The sequence below is a fragment of the Pantoea sp. ANP04 genome (assembly GCF_041982285.1).
GTDB classification, from domain to species: Bacteria; Pseudomonadota; Gammaproteobacteria; order Enterobacterales; family Enterobacteriaceae; genus Pantoea; species Pantoea eucalypti.
In genome coordinates this window covers 92840-116397 of sequence record NZ_JAUTYS010000015.1, presented here as the reverse complement: position 1 = coordinate 116397, position 23558 = coordinate 92840, and the positions used below count along the sequence as shown (strand labels likewise).

Genomic DNA, 23558 nt, shown 5'->3' with positions numbered 1-23558 from the left:
AATTGAGAGCGGAGTCATTATTATTAACTTAAATGTGAACTTTTTCGTAAAACCTTAACTCACTCTTCATTCATTTTATTGCAATGAACACTATTCATTTAATGTTCAGTTAAGTTTCATACGTTAGTTTGTATTAGCAGTCCGGTAACCTCAATTCCAGAATGGGAAAATAAGGTGTCGATAACGCCATAACCGGATGTTGATAATTCGCTATTTCAATTCTTTTGCCGGCGTTGTGTCTGATTAACAACGCGCGACAGCTAATGAGTTTGATCTGCAGGAGTTTTAGCATGGATTTTTTGCCATTTTCCCGCCCTTCATTTGGTGATGAAGAGCTGGCTGCTGTTAAAGCGGTATTTGACTCTGGGTGGATAACAACAGGCGCTAAATGCGCGGAACTGGAGCAGGCTTTTGTACAACTGACTGGCAACCAGCACGCCATTGCGGTGAGTTCTGCCACAGCGGGGATGCATGTAACGCTGATGGCGATGGGAATCGGGCCTGGCGATGAGGTCATTACGCCGTCCATGACCTGGGTCTCCACTCTGAACCTGATCACGCTGCTGGGCGCCACGCCGGTGATGATTGATGTCGATCCTGACAACCTGATGGTGACGCCGGAACTCATAGCTCAGGCGATTACCTCACGTACCCGCGCGATTATTCCGGTGCATTACGCTGGTGCTCCCGCCGATCTCACGCCAATCTATCAGCTTGCTGAGCAGCATGGCATCGCCATTATTGAAGATGCGGCTCACGCGGTGGGCACGACTTATCACGAGAAGCCAATCGGGCATCGCGGCACGGCTATTTTCTCTTTCCACGCCATCAAGAATATCACCTGTGCGGAAGGCGGCCTGGTGGTGACCGATGACGCTGCTCTCGCCGATCGTATTCGCAGCCTCAAGTTTCATGGCCTGGCGGTTGATGCTTTTGATCGCCAGACCAAGGGGCGTCTGCCACAGGCAGAAGTGATGATGCCGGGCTTTAAATATAATCTGCCTGATATCAGCGCAGCCATTGCGCTGGTGCAGTTACAGAAGCTACCCGGTTTTATTGCTCGCCGCCGTGAGATAGCTGAGCGCTATCTGGAAGCGCTGCAAACGCTGCCGTTCACGCCATTGTCACTGCCTGCCTGGCCACATCAGCACGCGTGGCACCTGTTCATTATTCGCATTGATGAGCAGCGCTGCGGCCTGACGCGTGATGCCTTTATGCAGGCACTGAAGTCGCGGGATATAGGCAGCGGATTGCATTTCCGTGCGGCGCATACCCACAAATATTATCGCGAACACTATCCCGATTTACGTTTACCTGCCAGTGAACTGAATAGCCAGCAGATGTGTTCGATTCCGCTGTTTCCGTCAATGACGGATCAGGATATCGAGCGTGTGATTCAGGCTTTACATGACATTGCCGGAGCCTGAAATGCGCGATATCAAACCGATCAATATGCTCTCCGTGGTCATCCCGGTCTATAACGAACAGGAAAGCCTGCCGGAGTTGCTGCAGCGGACCAGCGCGGCATGTGACGCCATTGAAATTGAGTATGAAATTCTGCTGGTTGATGACGGCAGCAGTGACCGCTCAGCCGAACTGATTGAACAGGCTGCCATCATTCCCGGCAGCCGCATAACGGGCGTACTGCTCAATCGCAACTACGGTCAGCACTCCGCCATTATGGCCGGATTCAGCCAGGTCCGTGGCGATCTGATTGTGACACTGGATGCCGATCTGCAGAACCCTCCGGAAGAGATCCCGCGACTGGTTGAAGCTGCGCGTCAGGGTTATGACGTGGTGGGTACAGTCCGCCAGCAGCGTCAGGATACCTGGTTCCGTCGCAAGGCCTCGCGCACGCTCAACCACCTGATTCAGCGGGTCACCGGCAAAGCGATGGGCGATTACGGCTGTATGTTGCGTGCCTATCGGCGCCATATCGTCGAGGCGATGCTCAATTGTCACGAACGCAGTACGTTCATTCCGATTCTGGCCAACACCTTTGCCCGAAACACCATTGAACTGCCGGTGCTCCACGCTGAGCGGGCCTTTGGCGATTCGAAATACAGCTTTATGCGCCTGATCAATCTGATGTACGACCTGGTGACCTGCCTGACCACCACGCCGCTGCGATTGCTCAGCGTAGTAGGCAGCCTGATTGCACTCTCCGGCTTCGCTTTCTCGCTGGTGCTTATCGTATTGCGACTCTTTTTCGGTGCGGCATGGGCGGGAGATGGTGTTTTCGTCCTGTTCGCCGTGCTGTTCATGTTTATCGGTGCCCAGTTTGTGGGTATGGGACTGCTCGGGGAGTATATCGGGCGAATTTATAACGACGTTCGGGCGCGTCCGCGCTATTTCGTTCAACGCATTGTTCAGGCTCCTGAAGAGCCTTCAGTACAGGATACTCAATCATGAAGACCGTTGTTTTCGCCTATCACGATCTGGGCTGTGTCGGCATCAATGCACTGCTTAGCGCAGGCTATGAGATCACCGCCATTTTTACGCACAACGATGTGGCTACCGAAAATCACTTTTTCGGCTCAGTCGCGCGTCTGGCGGCAGAGCACGGCATTCCGGTCTATGCACCGGACGAGGCGAATCACCCAATCTGGCTTGACCGCATCCGCACCATGGCGCCAGAAATGATCTTCTCCTTCTACTATCGCCATCTGCTGAGCGATGAAATCCTGCAATGCGCTGAAAAGGGGGCTTTTAACCTGCACGGTTCACTGCTGCCAAAATACCGCGGTCGGGCGCCACTCAACTGGGCGCTGGTCAACGGTGAGACGGAAACCGGCGTTACGTTACATCGCATGGTGAAGCGTGCGGATGCCGGTAATATTCTGGCGCAGCAGAAGGTGGCCATTGAGGATGCAGACAACGCGCTGACGCTGCATCGTAAACTGACCCAGGCTGCAGAGCAGTTACTTAACGACGTCTTACCTCGCCTGCGCACGGGTGAGGTCAGTGAGACGCCACAGGATGAGAGTCAGGCGACCTGTGTTGGCCGTCGCACGGCCGAAGATGGCCGCATCGACTGGAATCAACCCGCAGAGAAGATTCACAATCTGGTCAGAGCGGTTACCGATCCGTGGCCAGGCGCCTTCGCCTTCGCCGGTTCGGTTAAATTTATCGTCTGGAAGAGCCGGGTTCATACGCACTCGCATCAGGCGAAGCCAGGTACGGTGATTTCTAAGCAGCCATTCCTGATCGCCTGTGGTGAGGGTGCACTGGAAATTCTGACCGGACAGTCCGAGCATGGCGTTTACATGAATGGCAGCCAGCTGGCGCAAAGCCTGGGCATGGTGCCTGGCGCACTGCTCTATTCAAAACCGCAGTCGGCGCTGCAACGTCGTACACGCGTGCTCATCCTCGGGGTTAACGGCTTTATTGGTAATCATCTCACCGAGCGTTTATTGCAGGATGAGCATTTTGAAGTCTATGGTCTTGATATCAGCTCAGACGCCATCAGCCGCTTCCTGGAACATCCGCGCTTCCATTTTGTTGAAGGGGATATCGCTATTCATTCCGAATGGATTGAGTATCACATCAAAAAATGTGATGTCATCCTGCCGCTGGTGGCGATCGCTACGCCGATTGAATACACCCGTAATCCGCTGCGCGTCTTTGAGCTCGATTTCGAAGAGAACCTGAAAATCATCCGTGACTGCGTGAAGTATCAGAAGCGCATTATTTTCCCATCCACCTCTGAAGTCTATGGCATGTGTACTGATGCCAGCTTTGATGAGGATAGCTCGAATCTGGTGGTCGGGCCGATCAACAAACAGCGCTGGATTTATTCGGTATCGAAACAGCTGCTGGACCGTGTGATCTGGGCTTATGGCGAAAAAGAGGGGCTGCGTTTTACCCTGTTCCGTCCGTTCAACTGGATGGGACCGCGTCTGGATAACCTCAACGCAGCACGCATCGGCAGTTCTCGCGCGATCACGCAACTTATCCTCAATCTGGTTGAAGGTTCACCGATTAAGTTGATCGACGGCGGCAAACAAAAGCGCTGCTTTACCGATATTCAGGATGGTGTGGAAGCATTGTTCCGCATTATCGAAAACAAGCAGCAGAATTGTGATGGTCAGATCATCAACATCGGTAATCCGGACAATGAAGCCAGTATCAAAGAACTCGCGGAGCAGTTGCTGGCCAGCTTCGAGCGTCACCCGCTGCGCAGCCAGTTCCCGCCGTTTGCCGGTTTCCGCGAAGTGGAAAGCAGCAGTTACTACGGTAAAGGCTATCAGGATGTGGAGCACCGCAAACCGGCTATCCGCAATGCGCGTCGCCTACTTGGCTGGACGCCAACCGTCACGATGGATGTCACTATCGACAACACGCTCGATTTCTTCCTGCGTACCGTTGAGCAACAGGCTGATAAGTGATGAAGAAGATCGGTCTGCGGATTGACGTAGATACCTGGCGCGGCACGAAGCAGGGTGTGCCGGCGCTGCTTGAGCTCTTCCAGCGTCACGCAGTGCGGGCCAGCTTTTTCTTCAGCGTGGGACCGGACAACATGGGCCGCCATCTCTGGCGGCTGGTGAAACCGGCGTTTCTCATGAAGATGCTGCGCTCCCGCGCCGCATCACTATATGGCTGGGACATTCTGCTCGCCGGAACGGCCTGGCCGGGAAAGCAGATGGGACGTGGCCTGCGGAACATTATGCAGGATGCCACACGCCAGCATGAAGTCGGTCTGCATGCCTGGGACCACTTTGCCTGGCAGACCTGGGCGGGTGTCTGGCCGCAGGATAAACTGGTTGAGCAGATAGCACGCGGCACCGAAACGCTCAGTGAGATCCTTGGTCATCCTGTCAGCTGTTCGGCCGTTGCAGGCTGGCGTGCTGATGGTCGGGTCGTTGCCGCCAAACAGGATTTTGGCTTTCACTACAACAGTGACTGCCGCGGCAGCGGGCCATTCAGGCCCATACTGCCAGATGGCCAGATCGGCACTGTACAGATTCCGGTGACGTTACCCACATGGGATGAAGTGGTTGGCCGTGAGGTCAGCGCAGAAGGCTATAACGATTACATTCTGGCGAAAATGCTCGCTTCTGATGATGGCGCTGTCTATACCGTGCATGCCGAAGTGGAGGGGATTATTGGCTTACCAGACTTCGACAAATTGCTGAATGCAGCAACCCGTAATGGCATTCAGTTCTGTCCGTTAAGCGAGCTATTGCCCGACGACCTGACCACCTTACCCGTGGGAAGGATCGTCAGAGGTGAAATTCCCGGACGGGAAGGGTGGCTGGGCTGCCAGAAACTGACTAAAGAGGCGAACTAGTGCGGATACATAAGAACACGAAGTGGCTCATTTTTTTTAGCTTTTTCATTCTCTATTACCTTCTGCCGCCGATGTTCCGCGACCTCTGGCAACCGGATGAGACACGTTACGCAGAGATCAGCCGGGAGATGCTGGCAACCGGTAACTGGGTGACACCACACTTCTTCGGTCTTCGCTATTTTGAAAAACCGATTGCGGGTTACTGGATAAACTCACTGGGCCAATGGCTGTTCGGCCATAACAATTTTGGTGTACGGGCAGGATCAATATTCTCAACAGCGATAACCGCCGCGTTGATCTTCTGGCTCGGCCGGCGGATGTTTGGTTCGGTCCGCACCGCTGCTGTGGGTTCTCTGATTTTCCTGAGTTCACTGCTGGTTTATGGCGTTGGCACCTATGCCGTGCTCGATCCGATGCTGATGCTCTGGCTGGCGGCTGCAATGTGCAGCTTCTGGCTGGCGACGGAGGCCAGCGGGCGCGCCGGGCGCGCGGGCGGCTATCTGCTGCTGGGTCTCGCCTGCGGCATGGGATTCATGACCAAAGGATTTCTGGCACTGGCGCTACCGGTGCTGGCGATTCTGCCATGGGTGATCTGGCGAAAGAGAATACCTGAGCTGCTTTGCTTCGGGCCGCTGGCGATTCTCTCTGCCGCAGCAATCAGTGCACCCTGGGCGCTGGCGATCTATCATCAGGCCCCTGATTTCTGGCACTACTTCTTCTGGGTTGAGCATATTCAGCGCTTTGCAGAAGAGAATGCACAGCACAAAGCCCCTTTCTGGTACTACCTGCCGGTTCTGCTGCTGGGAACACTACCGTGGCTGGCGCTGTTACCGGGTGCACTGATGACCGGCTGGCGCGAGCGTCAGCAGAATCCCGGCGCACTGTATCTGCTGAGCTGGACGGTGATGCCGCTGCTGTTTTTCAGTCTGGCAAAAGGCAAACTGCCAACCTATATCCTGCCCTGTTTTGTGCCGCTGTCGCTGTTGATGGCCCATTATGGGCTGAACGCGGCGCAGCGGGCAGGGCGCGCATTAACCGTTAATGGCTGGATCAACCTGATTTTCGGCATCCTCACGCTGGCAACCGTGCTATTGGTACTCGCGCCCTGGAGCGTAACGCATCACCCCCTGTTTGCCACTCATGAGATGCTGAAGCTGGGACTGGGAGCGCTGGCGTTTCTCATCTGGGGACTGGCGGGCGCATACAGCTGCCGATTTTCACAACGCCGCTGGCTGGTGGCCGCGCTTTGCCCGCTGGGGGTCGCTCTGTTTATTGGCTCAGCTATCCCGGATAAAATCCGTGATGCCAAACAGCCGCAACACTTTGTCTCTGTGATCAGCGAGCGTCTGGCATCCAGTCATTTTATTCTGGCGGACAATCCGGGCGTGGCATCTGCCGCAGCCTGGCACCTGCAACGCAGTGATATCGGCTTCTATGATAATAAAGGTGAGCTGCAATATGGGCTGAGCTACCCGGATGCGCAATCCCGCTTTGTCTCTCAGGCGGATTTTGGCGGCTGGCTTGCCGATCATCGCCGTATGGGAAGCGTGTCCCTGCTGTTACTGGTTGATTCCCCACACAGTGATATCGGCGAGGATGTGCCGGTTCCGGATGCGGTCTATCGCCAGGGCAGGCTTGTCTGCCTTTATTACGGTCAGATGAAGTAAATGCTGCTGCTGATTGTGCTGGTGAGTCTGCTCAGCTGCAGCGCGCAGCTGTGTCAGAAACAGGCGACCCACGCGGTATCAGGCCGCATCCGCTTAAGCTGGATTGGCGTAAGCGTGCTGCTGTTGGGTATCGCGATGCTCCTCTGGCTGCTGGTGCTGCAGCGGGTGCCCGTCAGCCAGGCGTATCCCATGCTGAGCCTTAATTTCATCTTCGTTGCGCTGGCCGGACGCATTTTGTGGCGCGAACGGCTAACGCTTCGTCAGATTGCAGGCACGCTGCTGGTGGTGACGGGCGTCGCGCTAATGGCGAGCCAGCTATGAAAGGATATGGATGGGTTACGTGCAGCGTGCTGCTGGTCTCAGCGGCACAGCTGATGATGCGCTGGGCGATGCCGCGCCTGCCCGATGTCAGTAGCCTGACGTCGCTGCCAACAGTTGCCATACTGCCTGCCTTGTTGCTGCTGGCCGGGTTGGGAGCTTATGCTGTTTCCATGCTCTGCTGGATTCGGGCGCTGCACTATTTTCCGCTTAATCGGGTCTATCCACTGCTCAGCCTGAGTTACGTGCTGGTCTGGCTGGTGGCGGTTTGCTTACCGGTATTTCACGAAGCATTTAGCTGGCGCAGCTTAGCCGGTGTGGTGATTATTGTAATCGGGCTACTGTGCATTGTTGTTAAGCCCTGAACATTTCTTCTTTTACCATTTCCGCAATGAACACCGTTTTTATTAACGTTTCCGGGCGGTAGTTAATGCCGTCATGATGGATTTTTTAGCGTTTTCATGATAAAGATCCATTTTGTTATCGTTTTCGGGCGACGGATAAAGGATTCGACATGCTGGTTGGCTTTAGCGCACTGTGCGAACGTTATGCTATCAAACTGGCGCAGCCCTTACGCGTAAAGTCAGCTATCGGAACCGTACGCTCACATCATGAGGGCCAGGGACAGGTAGAAAATCATTATCCACCAGGCTATCAGCCGGAAGATGATTTTGCGGGTCACTTTGCCTTTGGTCTCAAGTACGAAGAGATCCATCTGGAGTTTTTCGCACGCCTGTTTACGACCATCGGACCACAACCTTTGGAAGCGTGGTGTCGGCAGGAACCGTTCGGACAGTATGCGCGACGGGCCGGCTTTCTCTATGAATGGCTGACTGGTAATACCTTACAGGTACCGGACGTCACCAACGGAGGCTATGTTGAGGCGATTTCATCCAAAGCGTATCTGACCCGAACGACCGTGAACCGTAACAGGCGCTGGCGCATCAATAATAATCTGCCAGGATCCGCTGATTTCTGCCCACTGGTACGCAGAACCGCAGCCATTGAGCAGGCGCTCACGTTCGATCTCAACGATGCTTTGCATGATCTGGATAACACCTTTGGCGCGGATATTCTGATGCGCACCGCCAGCTGGCTGACATTTAAAGAGTCACGTGCCAGTTTCCTGATTGAGAAAGAGGCGGACCAGGGCGATCGTATTCAACGATTTGCCCACGTTATCGCGCAGTATTGCGGCCAGCTTGAGGATCCACTCAGCGATGCCAGCCTGCATACCATACAGCAGGGCATTCTCGGGCAGGATGCGCTGGGATTGGGGCTGCGACGTTCGCCCGTGTTTGTCGGACAGTCGACCATGCGTGAAGATATCGTCCACTATATTGCACCACACTATGATGACGTTCCGCGCTTTATGAATGGGCTTAAAGCCTTTGAGCAGGCTACGCGGGGTGCCGCACCACTGGCTCGTGCGGGGGTTATCGCGTTTGGCTTTGTCTATATCCATCCGATGCGCGACGGCAATGGCCGCATCCACCGTTTTTTAATCAATGACACACTGATTCGTGATGGAGCGATACCGGATGGCGTGATCCTGCCTGTTTCAGCCACCATTACCAGTTCGATGGATTTTCGGGTCGGTTACGATCGCACGCTGGACGTATTTTCTAAACGGCTAATGCGGCGCTATGCAGGCTGCTATCGGTTTGGCGAGTTGAAAACCTATGAAGATGGCACGCGGAGTAATTTCACTTTCACCGAGTATGAGGATGCCCGTTTCGCCTGGCGTTATCCCGACTTAACCGAGCATGTGCTCTATACCTGCAGAGTCATCGAGCACACGGTCCGGACTGAAATGGCTGATGAAGCGCGCGTATTGGTGATATTTCAGCGCGCTCAACAGCAGCTGAAGGAGGTCGTTGAGATGCCTGATCAGGACGCCAGTCGTATTATCCGTTCGCTGAAAGAAAATGGCTGGCAGATTTCTGGCAAGCTCAAAAAAACGTTCCCGCTGCTGGACGATACAACTACTGCACAACGGATTGTGGAAGCGGTCAGGTCAGCGTTTGAGACCCACACAGACTAAGTATTCAGGTGTCATGTGAGGTCGCTGAGCACTGCATTTAGCAGAGCGGTTTAAGTTTTGTGGCCAGCGCACCTATATCGCTGACAATCAAATCCGGTGCAGGTGCCAGCGGGTAAAGTGCCTGTCCTTTGCGGGTAACAAATGCGGTTTTCATTCCTGCGCGTTTTGCTCCACCCACATCCCAGCCATGAGCGGCCACCATCATGCACTGTGATGCAGGCTGATCCATTTCCTGCATTGCCCACTGATACACTTTCAGATCGGGCTTATAAACCTGAACCTGTTCCACGCTGAGAATGCGCGTGAACAGCCGAGCCAGTCCGGCAGAACTGAGCTGCTTTTCGGCCAGTGCCGCAGAAGAGTTGGTCAGCGCGACCAGTGTAAATCCCTGTTGCTGCAGAGCACTCAGTCCTGCGGCGACATCAGGGTGGGCTGGCATGGCTGCGATAATGTCAGCCAGCGGTGTTGCGTCTGCAGGCAGAGTAATACCATAGCGTGTGGCGGTCATCTGCAGCACTGCTTCGGCGATATCACCAAAGTTATGCCAGCTGCCGGTCACCGACTCCACGAGTGAATGATGTAATAGCGCGGTAAACCAGGCTTCAGCACGTTCCGGTCGGTCACCGAGTCGCTGCGCGACAACCCGGTTCAGCTCAGTGGTATCCAGCAGGGTCTCATTGACATCAAAAAACAGGGTGCCGCTGTAGGGTGCGGGGTTGTGACTGTCGGTCATCGTGCCTCCGGTTGGTTTAATGGATGTGACAGGTGAGGCGTTAAAGACGCTCTCTGAAGGTAGAATACTGATGAGGATTGCTCAATATCGGGTGCTGCGATAGTTAGAAATCAAACTAGAAAACCTGATGCGATTCAGGAAATTAGTCATGCGCATAATACTAATTATGTTAAACAAAATGCCCGGCTGGGCGATTCTTAATCGAAATGCACTTTACCTTCTTTAGCCGGATCGATTGCTCTTCCGGGTTTCTGAGGAACAACAAACGCCTGCCGTACCAATACCGCCCGTGGTTTTAGTTGATGCGACAAGGCTATTCAACGTGATGGCGTTATCCTCGTGGCTATGTTTGTCTGTAAGCATAACGTCGTCTTCCTCCTTTTCTGATGCATCCGGCGGCAATACCAGACAGGTAAAATCAGCAAAGGGAACGCGATGTCACTCCGCCAGTCCCCCACTCATTCGCTCATCGCCGCAAAGCCATAGGCGGCATCAGCCGAACCCGGATTTGCCGTCAGACCCTAACCGGTTAATCCTTTCTCGTAATTTTCGCAGAATCCGCCGCCGGCATATAAAGGGCAAGCAGACATAATCACCGGCTTCAATTCGCTCAACCCAAACTACGCCCGGCCCTTACTTACTTCTTATCCAGCGACCAGGTCGCGCTGCGGATATCTACCTTCACCGGCAACAGACCAATCCGGGTAAAGGTATCCGCCAGTGCCTGCTGCTGCGTAAAGACTTCAGGCGTCATCCGCTCTGCACCAAACGGCATCCTTGCCAGCGCCTGCTGCCAGATCGGCTGGGGCAGACCGGTTGAGGAGGACATGATTTTAGCCGCCTCTTCATGATGCTGATTGGCCCACGAGCTCAGCGTGTCCAGCTCATCCACCACCTGAGCGGCGATTTGAGGATAAGTATCTGCGAACTTGCGACTGGCAAGATAGAAGGTGTAGTGCGGCACCAGTCCCTCGGCATTTTTAATCAGCCGGGCTTTAGCGGTGGTTTCCACTTCGGCGTAGTAAGGATCCCAGATGACCCAGGCATCCACCGCGCCACGCTGGAAGGCCGCGCGCGCATCGGCAGGCGGCAGATAGACGGGTGTAATGTCCTTGTAGCTCAGCCCTGCTTTCTCCAGCGCCGTGACCAACAAATAGTTAACGTCAGAGCCTTTATTCAGCGCCACCCGCTTGCCTTTAAGATCCGCCACGCTTTTAATCGGGGAGTCTGCAGGCACCACAATCGCTTCGGTTTTAGGGTTAGCTGGCGAGTGTCCCAGATAAACCAGATCGGCCTGTGCGGCCTGGGCAAATGTCGGTGGCGCATCGCCGGTGGCGGCCAGATCGATACTGCCGATGTTTAAGCCCTCCAGCATCTGCGGCCCGGCCGGGAACTCAATCCAGTGCACCGCAATCCCCTGCTTCTTAAATTCCTGATCCAGCGTGCCGCGATACTTCAGCAGCGCGAAGATATTGGCTTTTTGAAAACCGATATTCACTGTATCGGGTTTCTCTGCAGCTGCCCGGGCGTTAAATGTAAAACCCGCCTGGGCGGCAATAATCATTGCGCTGAATAAAACTTTTTTCATCTCTCATTCCTGAGTTTGTTTGTTGTCAGCGCAACATAACAAACGCAGATTGAAGCGCTTAGCGAGGAAATGTTCGATGCTTAGCTAAAAAAACGCTATGGATGCCAGACTGACTCGCGTACGCGAATGGCCCGACTGAATAACCCCAGCGCATAAAAGCGGTCAGCGATGGTTTGCTGTTCCCGGATGATGGCCAGGTTCATTCGCTGAGTCTGATGGCTGCGCCGGGCTAAGGCGTGCATTAGTGAGGTCGCAGAAATGCCGAGTTCGCTGGAGAGCAACGCGGCGGCTTCAGTATGGTGTGCATCAATGTAGCGGCCCGTCTGTTCCAGGGCGGTGAGCAGGATCTGCAACAGATCGCCCGACTGCGCAGCAAATCCGCGTTCGGCAAGGTAAAACTGATGATTATTGACCCGGCCAGTGCCATCCGCAATTACCCTGAACTGTCCGCTGTTCTCCGCATCACTGAGGAGCGGATCCCACATCATCCAGGCATCTACCGCGCTGAGGTCGCTGGGCGTCAGTGGATATTTGGGGGGTGCATAGACAATGCGCACCTCATCCAGCGCTAATCCCGCCTCATCCAGGATTTGCAGCAGCAGATAGTGGACATTAGAACCACGATTCACGGCGATGCGTTTGCCTCTGAGATCGCCAATCTGCTGAACCGGGCTACTGGTCGGTACCAGCAGCGCCAAGCTCTGCGGAGCGGCAGGTTCCCAGGCGACGTAGACCATCGGGCTGTTGCTGGCTTGCGCAAACAAGGGAGGAACTTCGCCGGTGGTCCCGAAATCGACCTCCTTATTGCTCAGCGCATGGAGGAGCTGTGGACCCGCTGGAAACTCGCTCCACAGCACGCTGACGCCCTGATCGCTCAGCTGCTGCTCCAGCGACTGACGCGCTTTCAGAATGCCAAGGTTGCCAAACTTCTGATAACCGATACGCAGTTCACGCTCCTGCTGAGGCTGATGATGAGGAGAGGCCTCGCGCTGACGCAATGAGGTACGGCGGGGTTTAATCACACCCAGATGCCCCAGCTGGGTACGCAGTGTATGACGGCTGATGCCCAGCAGCGCGGCCGCCTGTAACTGATTACCCTGCGTGAGTTCCAGCGCATTTTTTACCAGCGCGGCGATCACTCGTGGATAGAGTGGCGTCTCACTCTGCTGCATCTGCTGACGTAAAAACTGGTCGAGCGCCTCCTCTCCGGAGGGTAAATCGCTGCCAGCAATGGCGTTCAGCCGCAGCTGTTGCGGCGTGACCAGCGAGGTCCTGCTGAGTAGCACCGCATTGTGCAGCGTGTTCTCCAGCTCACGGATGTTACCCGGCCAGCTGTAGTCCATTAGCGTGGCGACAGCATCTTCACTCAGCCGTAACTGAGGACGTCCCAGACGTCGCGCATAGAGTTGCAGAAAATGACTGGCCAGCACCGGAATATCTTCGCAGCGCTGGCGCAGCGGCGGCAATGTGACGCTGGCGACATTGAGACGGTAGTAGAGGTCTTCCCGGAACCGCCGTTCACGAATCGCCACAGCCAGATCCCGGTTGGTGGCCGCAATTACCCGCACATTGACCTTTATCGCTTTAGACGAGCCCACGCGAGTGATCTCGCGCTCCTGTAGTACGCGCAGGAGCTTCACCTGCAGCGACGGACTGAGTTCACCGACTTCATCCAGCAGCAGCGTGCCGCCTTCTGCTGCTTCAAACCAGCCACGATGGCGATCCTGCGCGCCGGTAAAGGCCCCTTTCTCATGACCGAACAGCTCTGACTCCGCCAGGCTCTCGGTGAGTGCCCCGCAATTGACCGCCAGAAATGGCTGCCGGCTGCGGGCGCTATGATGATGCAGATAGCGCGCCATCACCTCTTTGCCGGTGCCGGTTTCACCGATGATCAATACCGTTGCATCGGTAGGCGCGAGCTGATCCAGTACGCTTTTAAAGGCGCGCGATGCGGGATCAATTAACTCAGGGCTGGATATCTGCATCTTGTTTACCGGATTAACAGGAAAGCCATGACCATACCGCGTGGCAGTGGCGGAAACGAGGGGGCGAAACGAGCCGGGTTGTTGCCATTGCAGCAGTCTGCAGCTTTATCTGCCGCAAATGCAGCAGGATAGCGCAATTCCTGTTTGATATAAGCTATTGAATTTTAATGATAAAAAACAAAATACATACTGGCACACATTCTGCAAATAGCGATATAACCAAAGCGTTAGTCCCAATGTAATAAATTCAAATATCGTTATAAAGGAATCTGCTAATGAGCCATGCGACAAAGGAAAATCTTAACCTTTTCTGGTTTCTGCCCACCCACGGTGATGGGCGCTATCTGGGCACCACAGAAGGCGGCAGAGCGGTTGATTTACCCTATTTACAGCAGATTGCGCTGGCGGCAGATAATCTGGGCTACTACGGTGTATTAATCCCGACCGGTAAAAGCTGCGAGGATTCATGGCTGGTTGCCTCGGCCCTGGCGCCGGTCACCAAAACGCTGCGCTATTTAGTGGCGGTTCGCCCTGGTCTGCAACCGCCGAGCCTGGCGGCGCGGATGGCGGCCACGCTGGATCGTCTATCCGGCGGACGTCTGCTGATTAACGTGGTTACAGGTGGCGATCCGGTGGAGAACAAAGGTGACGGTATCTTTCTGAGCCATGAAGAGCGTTATACAGTGACCCGGGAGTTTCTTGAGGTTTACTCCCGCCTGATGAAAGGCGAGAAGGTCGACTTTGCGGGCGAGCATATCCGCGTAGAAGGCGCAGAAATTCTCTTCCCGCCGGTGCAGGAAAAGGGGCCGCCGCTCTATTTTGGTGGATCGTCGGATGCGGCAATCGATGTTGCAGCGAATCAGATCGACACCTATCTGACATGGGGCGAGCCGGTTGAACAGGTGGCGGAAAAGCTGGCGATGGTGCGTCAACGGGCGCAGGAGAGCGGCCGTACTCTCTCTTATGGCATCCGGTTGCATGTCATTGTCCGTGAAACCGAAGAGGAGGCCTGGGCGGCTGCGGATCGGCTGATCTCTCATCTGGATGAAGAGACTATCGCCGCCGCGCAGAAAATCTTTGCGCGTATGGATTCAGCCGGACAGGCACGGATGAGTGCATTACATCAGGGCTCGCGAGAGAGCCTGCGCATCGCCCCTAATCTCTGGGCAGGCGTCGGTCTTGTGCGCGGCGGTGCCGGAACCGCGCTGGTGGGCAATCCGCAGCAGGTTGCCGATCGCATCCGAGAGTATCAGGCGCTGGGCATCGGGAACTTTATTTTCTCGGGCTATCCGCATCTCGAAGAGGCACACCGCTTTGCTGAACTGGTGATGCCGCTATTGCCGCTGGCCGCCAACACCGAAAAGAAACAGCGCAGCGTGAACACAGGTCCGTTTGGTGAAACCATTGGCGGTGACCGTCGTCCTGACAAACAGGCCAGTGCCAGTTAGCCAGTTAAAAGAAGAGAAGGCTTGTGTATGTTACAACAGCAGATTGTCATTATCGGCGGTGGGTTCACCGGTACCGCGCTGGCGATCCATCTGGCCCGGCTGGGTGAGTCGGGATTGCAGGTAACGGTCATTGAACCGCGCGCGCAGCTTGCGCAGGGCGTGGCATATGGCACTACCGATCCAGCTCACCGCATTAATGTGCCAGCCGCCAGAATGCAGCTGGCAGGTGATGACGAGGGCGCATTCGACCGCGACTATCGCGCATCACCGGCTTTTAGCGCCGATCCGCAGGCACTCTGGCATGACGATAACGTCTATCCGCAACGTGGTGAGTTTGGTCGCTGGGTCAATGCGCAGTTTGAGTCTCAACAGCAGCGCTCACCAGTAAAACTTAACCATCTTCGTGACAGTGCGGTCGCTTTTAAGAATGGGGTGGTGACCACGGCTTCAGGGCAGCAGATCCGGGCCGATCAGGTCGTGCTGGCGATCAGCCATCCACCGCCGGACCTTCCTGTTCTGCTGAAGTCGCTTCAGGACCATCCGGGATTGATTGCTAATCCGTGGCAGAGCGATGCGCTGGCACAAGTCGCCCCTGATGATCGGGTCGCAATCATCGGGTCAGGTCTGACGATGTCAGATGTGGTGGCGTCGCTACATCGTCAGAAGCATCGTGGAGCGATCACCGCTTTCTCCCGCCGTGGACAGCTTCCGCGTGCAAACCTCAGTGGCAGTTCAGAGAACTACACGCTGGATTACAGTCAGCCGCAGACTGCTACCGCGCGCAGTTGGTTACATCGGGTGCGTCAGGAAGTCAGAAATGCGGCGGCGATGAATCTGCCCTGGCAGCTGGTACTGGATGACATCCGCCGTAACGGTCAGCGCATCTGGCAGAGTCTGTCGCTGCACGAGCAGCAACGCTTTCTGCATCATCTTCGCCCCTGATGGGACGTCCATCGCTACCGGATTGCACCGCAGGTGAGCCAGGTTCTCAGCCAGCAGCAGGCCAGCGGTCAGCTGTCGTTGCTGGCGGCGCGCCTGATCGCAGCCGAATCGGGTGGCGAAACGCTCCGGCTGACGCTGCGCCTGCGTGGCGCGCAATCGCATATGCTCGAGGTGGAGAAAGTGATTGTCACCACCGGCCCCGCGCACAACGCTTTGCTTAACAGCAACGCGCTGTTGAGACAGCTGCAGAGTGACGGCGTGATTCAGCCCGATCCGCTGGCGCTGGGAATCCATGTTAATGCGCTGTCACAGACGCTGAATGTTAACGGTGAAGCGAATTCCAGTCTTTACGTCGCCGGGCCTGCCGCTCGGGGTCGTTTTGGCGAGCTGATGGGATTACCGCAGGTGGCGGAACATGCTGAATCTGTCGCACGGCAACTGCTTAGCACCCCGCCGCTGTCGCTCAGCGAGCGATGTCCTGGCTCACTGACGTACTAAATCCCCGACCTTAAACCACATTATTAATAGTGGGCGGCAAGCGATTGCCGCATCCGCTCAGGAGTCGCTATGTCATCGCAACGTGAAATTCGCCTGAATGCTTTCGATATGAACTGTGTCGGTCATCAGTCACCCGGCTTGTGGGCGCATCCCCGTGACCGCTCATGGCAGTACAAAGACCTGGAGTACTGGACCGATTTAGCGCGGCTGCTGGAGCGCGGTAAGTTTGATGGGCTGTTTATTGCTGACGTGCTGGGTGTCTATGACGTGCTCAACGGTAATAACCATGCCGCTATCCGTCAGGCTACGCAGGTGCCGGTAAACGATCCGCTGGCGTTGATCACACCGATGGCCATGGTGACGGAACACCTGGGCTTTGGCCTGACTGCCTCGCTCTCCTTTGAACATCCCTACCCGTTTGCGCGGCGGATCTCGACCCTGGATCATCTGACCAAAGGTCGCATTGGCTGGAATATTGTGACCTCCTATCTGGAAAGTGGTGCGCGCAATATCGGGCATCAGGCTCAGACCGACCACGATGCGCGCTACGACTATGCCGATGAGTATCTGCAGGTCATCTATAAGCTGCTGGAAGGTAGCTGGGAAGACGGTGCTGTCCTGCGCGATCGTGAACGTCAAATTTTCAGCGACCCTAAAAAAATCCACCCGATTAATCATCAGGGCACGTTTTTCCAGGTGCCGGGCATTCATCTTTGCGAGCCGTCACCGCAGCGCACGCCGGTGCTTTATCAGGCCGGCGCCTCCAGCCGCGGTAAAGCCTTTGCAGCGGAGCATGCTGAATGTGTATTTGTCGCGGCACCGTCAAAAGTGCTGCTAAAGAAAACCGTAGCGGATATTCGACAAAGGGCAGCAGAGGCAGGACGCGATCCGCGTTCAATACTGATCTTCAATCTGCAGACGGTTATTGTGGGTGAAACCGACCTGGCGGCGCAGGCGAAATGGCAGGAGTACAAAAGCTATGTCAGTTACGAAGGCGCGCTGGCGCTGATCTCGGGCTGGACAGGTATCGATTTCGGGCAGTATCAGCCGGATCAGGTACTGAAGCATCTCCATACCAATGCCATTCAGTCGGCGGTTGAGACATTCTCTACTGCCGATCCTCATCGGCAGTGGACGGTGCAGGGTCTGGCAGACTGGGTGGGCATTGGCGGCTTTGGTCCGCTGCTGGCAGGCAGCGCCGAAACCGTGGCTGATGAATTGCAGAGCTGGATTGAAGAAACCGACGTTGACGGGTTTAACCTCGCCTACGCCGTGACCCATGAAACCTTCACCGATGTGGTGGAATTGCTGGTGCCGGAACTGCAAAAGCGTGGCGTCTACAAACAGGACTATCAGCCCGGCACGCTGCGTGAAAAGTTGTTTGGACAGGGGCCACGACTGGCCTTGCCGCATCCCGGAGCCGGTTATCGTCGGACCGCGGACACAGAACAGCAGATAAACAGCGCCGAAATGTCGGGATGAGACGGTGCCTGGTGTCACGCCTGAACCCACGCTTTATGGGCTGGCAGTAAACCGTGATTTTCAGGTTTTAAAAACACAAATGCTTTGCTTCTCACCGGATGAATCCAGCTATTCATCCGGCTTTTGTCGTGATTAGTTTTCGTGAATAACTTATTGAATATATTGAAATAGTTATCTTTATTTGTTGGTTGTTAGCTGGGCCGCAAATGCCTATAAAACCCTCGTTACCTGCTGAATATAATAACGAGGATACGATGAGTACATTAAATATTGACGACACCCTGACCGCCCCGCCGCCTCACTCCTCACCGGTTGGTTCGGTGAGTGATGTGGCCCGGCTTATCAACAGTCATACAGAGAAAAATAGCTATGCCCGCTGGATCGTTTTCCTGGCACTGGGGGGCGTGTTTCTCGACGCTTACGATCTCACCACGCTCTCCTATGGTATTGACGATGTAGTGAAAGAGTTTGGCTTAACCCCAGTCCTGACCGGACTGGTGACCTCTTCGATTATGATTGGCACCATCGTCGGTAATCTGGTCGGCGGCTGGCTGACTGATAAATATGGCCGCTACTCAGTGTTTATGGCGGACATGCTGTTCTTTGTGGTTTCGGCTATAGCTGCGGGCATGGCACCCAATGTCTGGGTGTTGATCGGAGCGCGCTTTCTGATGGGAGTCGGAGTAGGAATCGATCTGCCGGTGGCCATGGCTTATCTGGCGGAGTTCTCTAAATTCTCCGGCAAGGGAAACAAAGCGTCGCGGCTCGCGGCGTGGTGTCCGATGTGGTATGCCGCCTCATCAGTCTGCTTCTTTATTATTTTTGCACTCTATTTCCTGCTGCCCGCTGAACACATCGACTGGCTGTGGCGTGCCTCGCTGCTGTTTGGCGCCGTACCGGCGCTGCTGATTATCGCGGTGCGCAGTAAGTTTATGAATGAGTCACCACTGTGGGCAGCTAATCAGGGCGATCTGAGCGGTGCCGTGCGTATTCTGCGTGACTCCTACGGCATTGTTGCGCATGAGGAGCAGCCCGCTAAAGCCGAAACTATTAAAGCGACACCGAAAGTGCGTATCCGCGTACTGTTTCAGAAGCCTTACCTGGAACGTACCGTCGTCAGCGCAGTGATGAACGTCTGTATCTCGTTTGAGTACACTGCCATTGCTTTCTTCCTGCCCTCCATTCTGGCGCAGTTCCTTGGGGCGGGCGTCTTTGAGACGATTTCCGCTTCGCTGGGTCTGAATGCGTTGTTTGCTTTTACCGGCGGTTTGCTTGGCATGCGGCTGGCCTGGAAATTCCCTTCACGGCATGTAGCGATTGCCGGCTTTGCGCTGCAGTTTATCGCGTTGATTTCGCTGGCACTGATCGGTCATCCGCAGGCCACCCTCGGTGTGGTGTTTGCTGTATTGTTGCTGGGACTCTGGCTGTTTGCCGAAGGATTTGGACCTGGCGCGCAGTTAATGATCTATCCGGCGCTCTCCTATCCGACCCACATTCGTGCAACCGGTGTTGGTTTTAGTCGCTCGCTCTCTGGCATCGGAAGTGCGCTGGCGTTGTTTATCCTGCCAGTTTTGCAGGCTCGTTATGGCACTAATATGTTCTGGATCGTATCTCTCGCCGCCCTTATTCCCATTATTTTCCTGTTGATTATCCGGTTTGAACCGACCCGACAGGACATTGATGAACACCCCGAATCAGGAGAAAATCATGTCTGAATTAAGTCGCACTGAATTTGCCGCATTGACCGAACAGTTCAGGCCACTGTTTATCCGCATTGCTGAGGGTGCCGCCGCACGTGAAGCCGATCGCACTCTGCTGCATGAGCCGATTCGCTGGCTGAAAGCGGCGCGATTCGGCACCCTGCGTATCCCAAAAGAGGAAGGTGGTTTTGGTGTTTCATTGCCGCAGCTCTTTTCCCTGCTGACTGGCCTGGCCGAGGCTGATTCGAATCTGCCGCAGGCCCTGCGCGCGCACTTTGCCTTTATCGAAGATCGTCTGAACCAGCCAGAAAGTGAAGATCGGCGGCGCTGGTTTCGACGTTTCGTGGATGGTGAGTTGGTGGGTAGCGGCTGGAGCGAGATCGGGGCGGTTAAGCTGGGTGAGGTCAACACTCAGGTCTCACCCACAGAGGGAGGATGGCGGATCAGTGGCGAAAAGTTTTACAGCACCGGCACACTTTATGCGGACTGGATTGATGTCTATGCAAAGCGTACTGACAACGGTCGTGACGTGATTGCTCTGGTAAACACCCATCAGAGTGAGGTGGAATGTGATGACGACTGGGATGGCTTCGGGCAGCGTCTGACCGGTAGCGGCACAACACGCTTTAATCATGCCTATGTGGAGCAGCCGCACGTTTATGATTTCAGTGAGCGCTTTCGTTACCAGACCGCATTTTATCAGCATGTATTATTAGCCACGCTGGCGGGTATAGGTCGGGCCATAGTTCGTGATGTGTCTCAGGGTGTTGCGCACCGTAAGAGGATTTACAGCCACGGCAACGCGTCTCAGGTCAAACAGGATGTGCAGGTTTTACAGGTGGTCGGTCAGATCAGCAGCTGGACCTGGGCTGCTGAAGCCGCCGTGGATCGGGCGACCCACTCATTACAGCGGGCATTTGAACTGCAACAAAGCGGTGTTGAAGAAGCAGAGCTTCACGCGGCTAACGTACAGGCAGAGGTGGAGTCCGCCCGGGCGCAGGTGGTCGCGGTTGAGTTAGTGACGCGTGCCGCCACGGAATTCTTCAATGCCCTTGGCGCTTCCGACACCCGTGTCAGCAAGGTGCTGGACCGGCACTGGCGCAATGCCCGGACGGTCTCATCACATAATCCAGTGATCTACAAAATACGTAACGTGGGTGACTGGGAGGTAAACGGTAACGATCCGACGTTTATCTGGCAGATTGGTAACGGCGATTAAATATATTGTCGATAGAAAATGGGGTGCGGCAGTAACGTTCAGTCTGATAATTAATTCGAACGCTATCTGGCGTTTATTTTCGCTTTACAGATGCAATCCGCAAAAAAAGATTCGCACCAGGATTTTAAGCTCCAATGGTTTTTATAATTTTCAGGTGTCCAATTAATTTAATTGGATTGTGTCATTAATTAACTGCCTGCCGGGAACGGGGGCAGTTATATGATAATCCTGCAGTGCCGGAGTTAAAAAACCAGCTTCGCAATGCGAAGCTGGTTATCATCCTGCCGAACGTGCTGTTAAGGCAGGCTCACAGGCTCTGGCATTGCTGAGGAGTGGTGAGTTAAAATCTTCCAGCCCTGACCATCCCAGACATAAGTAAACGTATAACGTGCTGTGACGTGCGTATGGTCCTTGAAGGTGAAAGTATAAACGCCGGTATCAATAGCCTTATTACAACCCATTCTGATGGTGCGCGAATCGATTTTGCCGCTTGGACCTTTTTTCAGGAAGTCTTTGAAATAATCAATACGTTCCTGATCGGTTAATCGTACTTTATTTGAAATGGTTGGCAGTAAAACGGCATCGCTGACATATAACTCAGAGACTTTTGTCGCGTCGCCGGTTGCCAGAGAATCGTTCCATTTATCAAACAGGTTGGCGACATCCTGTTCAGACACTTTTATACAGGTAACCGGTTGCTGTGCTAACGTAATCGCTGGTGCAGTGATAAAGTCCAGCAGGCACAGTGCGAGTAAACTTTTTTTCATTATTTTGACACCTCATTTTTTTCCAGCGTAATCGCTGTACCACGCCATTGGCTGGAGTCACCGCCTGTGCTAAGTGAGGTAATAAAGAAATATCCAAGTCCATGTGAAAAACGCATAATTATTTGCACATTAGCGCGACAATAGAATAATTAAATAAATTCAATCAAGAGCGTAATTGTAATCTGTTTTCATCCTGAATTTTATCAACTATTTTTTTATGATGGCTCATAGGGTTATTAATTAAATATTCAGTATTACAGAATGTTTATTAGCGTTAATGACTTACAGTCATCAATTTTTCGCCGCATAGCTGATGCACCTACAAATGCTTCAGTGAGTATGAGATTTACTGCTCTATGAGGCGATGCAGATCTCCTCGTCCCATGATCCCACCCTCGGCAGGGCTAACAATACGTTGAACGGTATCAGACATTCTTACTTCGTATAATTATTCTTATACGAAGTTATGACAGGCTGATGCTGCCGGGTTATGATGGAAACTATAACAATGCCATACCGATAGATGACAACGCTACGTGAATTCTGAGAAGTTAGCAGGGGGATTACCTGCCAGAATTCACGTAGCGTTGTCAGGACATGTTTTGGTTGATAAGTGAGCAAAAATGAATGAGTTAGAGCCTGTCACCTATTTGAGTGTGGATCCGAACAGCGACATCACAGAACGCCTCAGGCAATTCGTCCAGGATAAAGAGGCTTTCTCACCTAACACCTGGCGGCAGCTGATTAGCGTCATGCGGATCTGTAATCGCTGGTCGGAAGATAACCAGCGCAGCTTCCTGCCGATGAGCGCTGATGACCTGCGCGACTATCTCTCGTTTCTTGCTCAAAGTGGTCGGGCTTCTTCAACGATTACTTCACACGCGGCCCTGATCTCGATGTTACACCGTAACGCCGGATTGCCGGTGCCGAATGTATCTCCTTTGGTTTTTCGTACCATAAAGAAGATAAATCGCGTGGCCGTGATGAACGGTGAACGTGCTGGCCAGGCTGTTCCCTTCAGGCTTACTGACCTGCTGGTACTGGATGGAAAATGGTCAGGATCTGAAAACCTTCAGTTAGTGCGCGATTTGGCCTTTTTACACGTAGCCTATGCCACGCTACTCCGTATCAGTGAACTGTCGCGATTAAGGGTGCGTGATGTGATGCACGCCGTTGATGGCCGTATCATTCTGGATGTTGCCTGGACAAAAACGATTGTGCAGACCGGTGGATTAATCAAGGCGCTCGGCACCCGCTCAACCCAACGTCTGGAACAGTGGATAGAAGCCTCCGGACTCTCTAATCAGCCCGATGCTTATCTGTTTACCGCAGTTCATCGATCTGGCCGCGTACTGGTTGCCGAAAAGCCAATGAGTACCCGGGCTCTGGAACAGATCTTTAACCGTGCATGGCGCAGCGCTGGGAACGTTGGCGCGGTGAAAGCTAACAAAAATCGCTACAGTGGCTGGAGTGGCCACAGTGCCAGGGTGGGTGCCGCTCAGGATATGGCGGATAATGGTTATCCGATTGCCCGTATTATGCAGGAAGGCACATGGAAAAAACCGGAAACCCTGATGCGGTATATCCGTCATGTGGATGCACATAAAGGCGCAATGGTAGAGTTTATGGACCAGTATGCTGACACTGACTTATCTGACTGATAGCTTCTAAAAAGGCCATCTGAAGCTATATTCAGGCTAGAGTTATCCACAGAAAAAGTGGACAGCCTGTGTGTAAGCCTGTACTGAATAGGTCGTTATCTGGCCTTTGTTCCCATTATCTCGCTGATTTAAAGCATTTATTCACCAGGTATGCTGTTTTAGGCTCATCTGTTCTGGAAAAAGATTTCGCTTCAGAAGCCAGGATCAGGGATGCTG

At 54.1% G+C, this 23558-nt stretch carries 17 protein-coding genes and 1 pseudogene; 14 read left to right on the top strand and 4 right to left on the bottom strand.

Annotated elements, in window-relative coordinates; all coding sequences use genetic code 11:
• Positions 1-290: 290 nt before the first annotated feature.
• The 8 genes from arnB to Q7C21_RS18705 all read left to right on the top strand — a co-directional run bounded on the left by arnB (position 291) and on the right by Q7C21_RS18705 (position 9319).
• Positions 291-1427: a UDP-4-amino-4-deoxy-L-arabinose aminotransferase gene (gene arnB, locus Q7C21_RS18740; RefSeq protein ID WP_154926954.1), complete on the top strand. Its 1137-nt coding sequence runs from the start codon at positions 291-293 to the stop codon at positions 1425-1427.
• A 1-nt stretch (position 1428) separates the two neighbouring features.
• A complete protein-coding gene (arnC, locus tag Q7C21_RS18735) occupies positions 1429-2412 on the top strand; it encodes an undecaprenyl-phosphate 4-deoxy-4-formamido-L-arabinose transferase (protein ID WP_003850561.1) in 984 nt (327 codons plus the stop codon).
• Positions 2409-4388 (top strand): bifunctional UDP-4-amino-4-deoxy-L-arabinose formyltransferase/UDP-glucuronic acid oxidase ArnA, encoded by a 1980-nt coding sequence (gene arnA / locus Q7C21_RS18730; protein ID WP_140915798.1) that lies wholly within the window; start codon positions 2409-2411, stop codon positions 4386-4388. Before arnC ends, arnA begins: the two co-directional genes overlap by 4 nt.
• Positions 4388-5290: a 4-deoxy-4-formamido-L-arabinose-phosphoundecaprenol deformylase gene (gene arnD / locus Q7C21_RS18725; RefSeq protein WP_003850559.1), complete on the top strand. Its 903-nt coding sequence runs from the start codon at positions 4388-4390 to the stop codon at positions 5288-5290. The genes arnA and arnD overlap by 1 nt, the downstream gene beginning before the upstream one ends.
• Complete coding sequence (arnT, locus tag Q7C21_RS18720; RefSeq protein WP_003850558.1) at positions 5290-6957, top strand: lipid IV(A) 4-amino-4-deoxy-L-arabinosyltransferase; 1668 nt, start codon at positions 5290-5292, stop codon at positions 6955-6957. The genes arnD and arnT overlap by 1 nt, the downstream gene beginning before the upstream one ends.
• Entirely contained in the window at positions 6958-7278 is a 321-nt protein-coding gene (gene arnE, locus Q7C21_RS18715) for a 4-amino-4-deoxy-L-arabinose-phosphoundecaprenol flippase subunit ArnE (RefSeq protein WP_003850557.1), read from the top strand.
• Positions 7275-7640, top strand: coding sequence for a 4-amino-4-deoxy-L-arabinose-phosphoundecaprenol flippase subunit ArnF (arnF, locus tag Q7C21_RS18710; protein ID WP_008926820.1), 366 nt, complete (start codon positions 7275-7277; stop codon positions 7638-7640). The genes arnE and arnF overlap by 4 nt, the downstream gene beginning before the upstream one ends.
• A 149-nt stretch (positions 7641-7789) precedes the next feature.
• Positions 7790-9319, top strand: coding sequence for a Fic family protein (locus Q7C21_RS18705; RefSeq protein WP_008926821.1), 1530 nt, complete (start codon positions 7790-7792; stop codon positions 9317-9319).
• Between the two features lie 37 nt (positions 9320-9356).
• Here Q7C21_RS18705 and Q7C21_RS18700 read toward each other — a convergent pair whose 3' ends face one another.
• From Q7C21_RS18700 to Q7C21_RS18690, 3 genes are all read right to left on the bottom strand, one after another.
• A complete protein-coding gene (locus Q7C21_RS18700; RefSeq protein WP_003850554.1) occupies positions 9357-10052 on the bottom strand; it encodes a haloacid dehalogenase type II in 696 nt (231 codons plus the stop codon).
• A 637-nt stretch (positions 10053-10689) separates the two neighbouring features.
• The gene (locus Q7C21_RS18695) at positions 10690-11616 is read right to left on the bottom strand and encodes a sulfonate ABC transporter substrate-binding protein (protein WP_238329356.1); all 927 of its coding nucleotides are present in this window, start codon (positions 11614-11616) and stop codon (positions 10690-10692) included.
• Positions 11617-11735: 119 nt separating this feature from the next.
• Positions 11736-13625: a sigma 54-interacting transcriptional regulator gene (locus Q7C21_RS18690; RefSeq protein ID WP_375151025.1), complete on the bottom strand. Its 1890-nt coding sequence runs from the start codon at positions 13623-13625 to the stop codon at positions 11736-11738.
• A 275-nt stretch (positions 13626-13900) separates the two neighbouring features.
• Here Q7C21_RS18690 and ssuD point away from each other — a divergent pair, with 275 nt between their 5' ends.
• From ssuD to Q7C21_RS18665, 5 genes and pseudogenes are all read left to right on the top strand, one after another.
• Complete coding sequence (gene ssuD / locus Q7C21_RS18685) at positions 13901-15073, top strand: FMNH2-dependent alkanesulfonate monooxygenase (RefSeq protein ID WP_375151024.1); 1173 nt, start codon at positions 13901-13903, stop codon at positions 15071-15073.
• 27 nt (positions 15074-15100) lie between these two features.
• Positions 15101-16513: pseudogene (locus tag Q7C21_RS18680) on the top strand (FAD/NAD(P)-binding protein).
• A gap of 69 nt (positions 16514-16582) precedes the next feature.
• The gene (locus Q7C21_RS18675; protein WP_003850548.1) at positions 16583-17995 is read left to right on the top strand and encodes an LLM class flavin-dependent oxidoreductase; all 1413 of its coding nucleotides are present in this window, start codon (positions 16583-16585) and stop codon (positions 17993-17995) included.
• A gap of 254 nt (positions 17996-18249) precedes the next feature.
• Positions 18250-19710, top strand: coding sequence for an MFS transporter (locus Q7C21_RS18670; RefSeq protein ID WP_078805302.1), 1461 nt, complete (start codon positions 18250-18252; stop codon positions 19708-19710).
• Positions 19703-20914 (top strand): monooxygenase, encoded by a 1212-nt coding sequence (locus Q7C21_RS18665; protein ID WP_346458202.1) that lies wholly within the window; start codon positions 19703-19705, stop codon positions 20912-20914. Before Q7C21_RS18670 ends, Q7C21_RS18665 begins: the two co-directional genes overlap by 8 nt.
• Positions 20915-21210: 296 nt before the next feature.
• On the opposite strand, the gene Q7C21_RS18660 is transcribed toward Q7C21_RS18665, so the two are convergent.
• Positions 21211-21681 (bottom strand): SgcJ/EcaC family oxidoreductase, encoded by a 471-nt coding sequence (locus Q7C21_RS18660; RefSeq protein ID WP_008926829.1) that lies wholly within the window; start codon positions 21679-21681, stop codon positions 21211-21213.
• A gap of 623 nt (positions 21682-22304) precedes the next feature.
• Here Q7C21_RS18660 and Q7C21_RS18655 point away from each other — a divergent pair.
• Positions 22305-23342, top strand: coding sequence for a tyrosine-type recombinase/integrase (locus Q7C21_RS18655; RefSeq protein WP_003850543.1), 1038 nt, complete (start codon positions 22305-22307; stop codon positions 23340-23342).
• Positions 23343-23558: the final 216 nt, after the last annotated feature.

Coding starts and splice junctions, on each gene's coding strand:
- Q7C21_RS18675 (WP_003850548.1), top strand. CDS start 16,583: ATGTCATCGCAACGTGAAATTCGCCTGAATGCTTTCGATATGAACTGT.
- Q7C21_RS18670 (WP_078805302.1), top strand. CDS start 18,250: ATGAGTACATTAAATATTGACGACACCCTGACCGCCCCGCCGCCTCAC.
- Q7C21_RS18700 (WP_003850554.1), bottom strand. CDS start 10,052: ATGACCGACAGTCACAACCCCGCACCCTACAGCGGCACCCTGTTTTTT.
- arnF (WP_008926820.1), top strand. CDS start 7,275: ATGAAAGGATATGGATGGGTTACGTGCAGCGTGCTGCTGGTCTCAGCG.
- arnA (WP_140915798.1), top strand. CDS start 2,409: ATGAAGACCGTTGTTTTCGCCTATCACGATCTGGGCTGTGTCGGCATC.
- arnB (WP_154926954.1), top strand. CDS start 291: ATGGATTTTTTGCCATTTTCCCGCCCTTCATTTGGTGATGAAGAGCTG.
- Q7C21_RS18660 (WP_008926829.1), bottom strand. CDS start 21,681: ATGAAAAAAAGTTTACTCGCACTGTGCCTGCTGGACTTTATCACTGCA.
- Q7C21_RS18695 (WP_238329356.1), bottom strand. CDS start 11,616: ATGATTATTGCCGCCCAGGCGGGTTTTACATTTAACGCCCGGGCAGCT.
- Q7C21_RS18690 (WP_375151025.1), bottom strand. CDS start 13,625: ATGCAGATATCCAGCCCTGAGTTAATTGATCCCGCATCGCGCGCCTTT.
- ssuD (WP_375151024.1), top strand. CDS start 13,901: ATGAGCCATGCGACAAAGGAAAATCTTAACCTTTTCTGGTTTCTGCCC.
- Q7C21_RS18705 (WP_008926821.1), top strand. CDS start 7,790: ATGCTGGTTGGCTTTAGCGCACTGTGCGAACGTTATGCTATCAAACTG.
- Q7C21_RS18655 (WP_003850543.1), top strand. CDS start 22,305: ATGAATGAGTTAGAGCCTGTCACCTATTTGAGTGTGGATCCGAACAGC.
- arnC (WP_003850561.1), top strand. CDS start 1,429: ATGCGCGATATCAAACCGATCAATATGCTCTCCGTGGTCATCCCGGTC.
- arnE (WP_003850557.1), top strand. CDS start 6,958: ATGCTGCTGCTGATTGTGCTGGTGAGTCTGCTCAGCTGCAGCGCGCAG.
- Q7C21_RS18665 (WP_346458202.1), top strand. CDS start 19,703: ATGTCTGAATTAAGTCGCACTGAATTTGCCGCATTGACCGAACAGTTC.
- arnD (WP_003850559.1), top strand. CDS start 4,388: ATGAAGAAGATCGGTCTGCGGATTGACGTAGATACCTGGCGCGGCACG.